This window comes from Caballeronia sp. (assembly GCF_028292365.1).
In the GTDB taxonomy this organism is placed as follows: Bacteria; Pseudomonadota; Gammaproteobacteria; order Burkholderiales; family Burkholderiaceae; genus Caballeronia.
In genome coordinates this window covers 1-4,887 of the sequence record NZ_JAQGMM010000513.1, presented here as the reverse complement: position 1 = coordinate 4,887, position 4,887 = coordinate 1, and the positions used below count along the sequence as shown (strand labels likewise).

4 protein-coding genes are annotated in these 4,887 nt (G+C 59.1%); all 4 read right to left on the bottom strand.

The features are described 5' to 3' along the window. Positions 1 to 145 precede the first annotated feature (145 nt). A complete protein-coding gene (glmS, locus tag JWR14_RS29910; protein ID WP_299716498.1) occupies positions 146 to 1,963 on the bottom strand; it encodes a glutamine--fructose-6-phosphate transaminase (isomerizing) in 1,818 nt (605 codons plus the stop codon). Positions 1,964 to 2,051: 88 nt separating this feature from the next. Further along, complete coding sequence (gene glmU / locus JWR14_RS29905; protein ID WP_299716495.1) at positions 2,052 to 3,419, bottom strand: bifunctional UDP-N-acetylglucosamine diphosphorylase/glucosamine-1-phosphate N-acetyltransferase GlmU; 1,368 nt, start codon at positions 3,417 to 3,419, stop codon at positions 2,052 to 2,054. Between the two features lie 111 nt (positions 3,420 to 3,530). Then, positions 3,531 to 4,439: a tRNA 2-thiocytidine(32) synthetase TtcA gene (gene ttcA / locus JWR14_RS29900; RefSeq protein ID WP_299716501.1), complete on the bottom strand. Its 909-nt coding sequence runs from the start codon at positions 4,437 to 4,439 to the stop codon at positions 3,531 to 3,533. A 65-nt stretch (positions 4,440 to 4,504) separates the two neighbouring features. Beyond that, positions 4,505 to 4,887 (bottom strand): dihydroneopterin aldolase (locus JWR14_RS29895; RefSeq protein ID WP_299716492.1); only part of this gene is annotated, 383 nt, incomplete at its 5' end.

Below are 4,887 nucleotides of genomic sequence, written 5' to 3'. Positions count from 1 at the left end.
ATCACCAAGCTTGATCAAATCGTTCGAGGCTGCGGGAACCGCGCGGCTACCGAATATTAGTTCTGACCAATGCGTTGGTTTCGTACCTATCACATAAGCGATCCGTCACTATTCTCACGGGCCCTTTCTTCGAAAGGGCTACCCCTCACTCCACCGTCACACTCTTCGCCAGATTCCTTGGCTTATCCACATCCGTCCCCCTAGCACACGCCGTGTGATAAGCCAGCAACTGCAGCGGCACGACATGAAGAATCGGCGACAGCAGCCCATAATGCTCAGGCATCCGAATCACGTGAATCCCATCCTCACTAACAATGCGCGTATCCGAATCCGCAAAGACATAAAGCTCCCCACCGCGCGCCCTGACCTCTTGCATATTCGACTTCAGCTTCTCCAACAGCGTGTCATTAGGCGCCACCGTCACCACCGGCATAGCCTCAGTCACCAGCGCCAGCGGCCCATGCTTCAACTCCCCAGCCGGATAAGCTTCCGCGTGAATATAAGAAATCTCCTTAAGCTTCAACGCGCCTTCAAGCGCGATCGGATAGTGCAATCCACGTCCGAGAAACAGCGCGTTCTCCTTGCGTGAAAACTCTTCCGACCAGGCGATGATCTGCGGCTCCAGCGCCAGCACGCTATTCAGCGCCGCGGGCAAATGCCGCAACTGCGTGAGATAACCCGCTTCCTGCTTTTCACTCACATGCCCACGCAACGTGCCGAGCGTGACGGCCAGCACAAACATCCCGACCAATTGCGTCGTAAAAGCCTTGGTCGACGCCACCCCAATCTCAGTCCCTGCATGTGTCAAAAACGCGAGCTTCGTCAATCGAACCATCGCACTGGAAGCCACATTGCAAACCGCCAACGTATGTTTATGCCCAAGCGCTTGAGCATGCTTCAATGCGGCCAACGTATCCGCCGTCTCACCCGACTGCGAAATCACAACACCTACAGCCCGCGGATTCGGCACTGACTCTCTATACCGATACTCACTCGCAATCTCAACCTGCGTCGGAATCTTCGCAACGGATTCAAGCCAGTACTTCGCCGTCATCCCCGCATACGAACTCGTGCCGCACGCAAGAATGAGCACGCTGTCGATATCGGCGAAAACTGCACCCGCGTCCGCCCCGAACAACTCGGCGGAGAAGCGATCGGTTTGAGGAATGGTGTCGGTGATCGCGCGCGGCTGCTCGAAGATTTCCTTCTGCATGAAATGTCGATACGGCCCAAGCTCAACCGCGCCGCCATACGCCGCAACCACACGCACTTCGCGCTCGGCAGGCATTCCATCGCGATCGACGATCTTCACGCCGTCCAGCGTGATCTCGACCACATCGCCTTCATCGAGGAACGCGAAACGATCGGTGCTGCCGGCGAGCGCGAGCGCATCGGAGGCGAGGAAGTTCTCGCCATTGCCCACGCCCACCACCAGCGGCGACCCCTGCCGCGCGCCAACAACCGTATGCGGCTGGTCCTTGTGGATCACCGCAATAGCGTACGCGCCATGCAATTCCTTCACGGCATCACGCACGCTTTGGAACAGATCGCCGCGATACATGCTGTGGATCAAATGCGCGATGACTTCGGTGTCCGTCTGCGAAACGAACTCGTAGCCCTTCCCGCGCAGCATGGTTCGCAAGGTCTCGTAGTTCTCGATGATTCCGTTATGCACCAGCGCCAATTCGTCACGCGAAAAGATGGGATGCGCGTTGTCAGTAATGGGCGCGCCGTGCGTCGCCCAGCGCGTATGCGCAATGCCGGTGACGCCTTCCAGATTCGTATCGCGGACCTGATCGGCGAGATCGGCCACGCGCGCCACGCTGCGCGCGCGCTTCGGTTCGCCATCGGCAATCACGGCGACGCCGCAGGAATCGTAGCCGCGATATTCAAGCCGCCGCAGACCTTCGACAAGCACCGATACGATGTTACGTTGCGCAACCGCGCCGACAATTCCGCACATGGCGTCGTCCTTTCCAGATTGTTTTTGAATCGCTCGAAAATGCCCGGCACTCGCCAACAGGGCGCGCGCTCAAGCACGCGAGCACTCGCTATTTGTTCAGGTTTTTCTTCACAGGCCGTACGTAACCGCTCTTACTAACCTGAGTTTTTTCGTTCAACACGAGCTGACCTTCCGCGACATCCTTCCAAACAGTCGTCCCAGCCGCGATGGACGCGCCGCGCCCCACACGCACCGGCGCAACGAGTTGGGTATCCGAGCCGACGAACACGTCGTCCTCGATCACCGTACGGAATTTGTTCGCGCCATCGTAATTACACGTGATCGTGCCCGCGCCGATATTCACCCGCGCCCCAATATCCGAGTCACCGATATAGCTCAAATGGTTCGCCTTCGACCCGCGCCCGAACACCGCGTTCTTCACTTCGACGAAGTTGCCCACATGCGCTTCGTCGCCGAGCACCGCGCCCGGCCGCAAGCGCGCATACGGTCCAAGCACGACGTTCGCGCCGGTCGTGCCGCCCTCAATGTGCGTGAACGCATCAATCCGGGTGCCCGCGCCAATCGACGCATTGCGAATCACGCAATTCGGGCCGACGGTCACGTTGTCCGCCAGCGTCACATCGCCTTCGAAGACGCAATTCACGTCGATGGACACATCGCGTCCACAGGTCAGCGTGCCGCGTACATCGATGCGCGCGGGGTCCAGCAGGGTCACGCCGGCAACCAGCAGCGCCTCGGCAACGTTCCCTTGATGAATTCGTTCGAGTTCGGCGAGTTGCTGCTTGCTGTTCACGCCGAGCGTTTCCCACTCTTCGTCGGGTTGCGCCGTGACGACTTCAATGCCGGATTCGAGCGCGCGCTCGACGACATCGGTGAGATAAAACTCGCCTTGCACGTTGTCGTTTTTAAGCGATGCCAGCCATTCGCCCAACTGCGCGGTCGGCGTAATGACAATACCTGTATTGATTTCGGCGATGGTCAACTGGCCGGCATTGGCGTCTTTCTGCTCGACAATGCACTGCACGGCGCCGGTCGGATCGCGCACGATGCGGCCGTAGCCGGTCGGGTCGTCCAGCGTGACCGTCAGCACGCCGTAGCGGCCGCCAGACGCGGCATCGGCCAGGCGTTGTAGCGTGCTGACGCGAGTGAGCGGCACATCGCCGTAAAGAATGAGCGTAGGCACGGAAAGATCGAGCAGCGGCAGCGCTTGCTGGACCGCGTGGCCGGTGCCCAGTTGCTGATCCTGCACGGCAAACTGGACATCAGGGGCGCCGACCGCTTTCTGAACCTGTTCCGCCCCATGTCCGATCACGACAACAAGCCGCGTGGGCTTGAGCGCACGCGCAACGTCGAGCACATGGGAGAGGAGCGGCCGGCCAGCCAGGGGATGAAGGACTTTCGGCAAGGCGGAACGCATGCGCTTGCCCGTGCCTGCCGCCAAAATAACAATGTTCATGGCGTCAGCTTCGTTGAAGTGTTTGGAGCCGCCAATATAGCACGCGCGGGTGGACGGCAAAACCCGGCGCGGCCTTGCTGAGCAACGATTCCGCGGGCTTCCGATCCGGCGTCAAATATCGTCGAACTGAACAATCGAAATAGTCTGCGACGTTGACTCCGTCGAACACGGGTCTTCATCGAACGCGATATCTCCATCTGCATCCGCCACGCCCGTCGTGCGCAATCCGGCGAACGGGAACAGCCCGTGATCCATCAAATGCGACGGCACCACATGCCCCAGCGCGTTGAACATATTCTCCACACGCCCCGGAAAACGCTTTTCCCAATCGCGGATCAGCGCCTTCATTTCCGCGCGCTTCAGGTTCGGCTGGCTGCCGCACAGGTTGCAAGGAATGATCGGGAATTCGCGCAACTCGGCGAACTTCTCCAGATCCCTTTCCTTCACATACGCCAACGGCCGGATCACGATGTTCTTGCCATCGTCGGATTGCAATTTTGGGGGCATGCCCTTCAGCTTGCCGCCGTAGAACATATTCAGCAGCAGCGTCTGCAGGATGTCGTCACGATGATGCCCAAGCGCAATTTTTGTCGCTCCAAGTTCACCCGCCACGCGATACAAAATCCCGCGCCGCAATCTCGAACACAGCGAACACGTCGTCTTGCCTTCCGGCACCAGCCGCTTGACGATGCTGTACGTATCCTGATTCTCGATATGAAACGGAATATCCAGCTTGCTCAAATACTCGGGCAGCACATGCTCCGGAAACCCCGGCTGCTTCTGGTCGAGATTCACCGCCACGATGTCAAAGTCGATCGGCGCGCGTTCGCGCAGCCGCATCAGCAGTTCGAGCATCGCGTATGAATCCTTGCCGCCGGACAGGCAGACCATGACCTTGTCGCCGTCCTCGATCATGTTGTAATCCGTGACCGCCTCGCCCACCTGACGCGCCAGCCGCTTGAACAACTTGTTGTTCTCGTAGGCCTGCTTCTGCTCGCGGCGTGTCATCGGCTCGCGCATCGTCGGGACGGCTATCGTCTCCTGAGTCTCCTGAACCACTGGTGCTTCCGTTTCCGTTAGCGAACTCATGCTGTCACCTCTTTGATGCGAAAGACTTCGACGCCCACGGCATCGCAGTCCGGATAAACGTCCGGCTTCTCTGTGGAAACCACTACCGCGCGTACATTCGGATGCGCCAATAAAGCAGCAGCGACGTCATCGCAGAGTGTTTCCTGCAAGTGGATATGCCCTCTGCCCACCCGCTTGGCGATGGTCGAGCGCATGAAATCGTAGTCGACGACTTCGCGCAGCTTGTCCTCAGTCGGCGTCGATAACGCCAGTGGCACGAACAATTCCACGTTGATCACCACGCGCTGCTCGCCCTGCTTTTCGAAATCGTGCACGCCAATGTTGATGCGCACTTCGTAATTGCGCAGGAAAAGCCGCCGGCAATCGGCCAGCCGGGGAT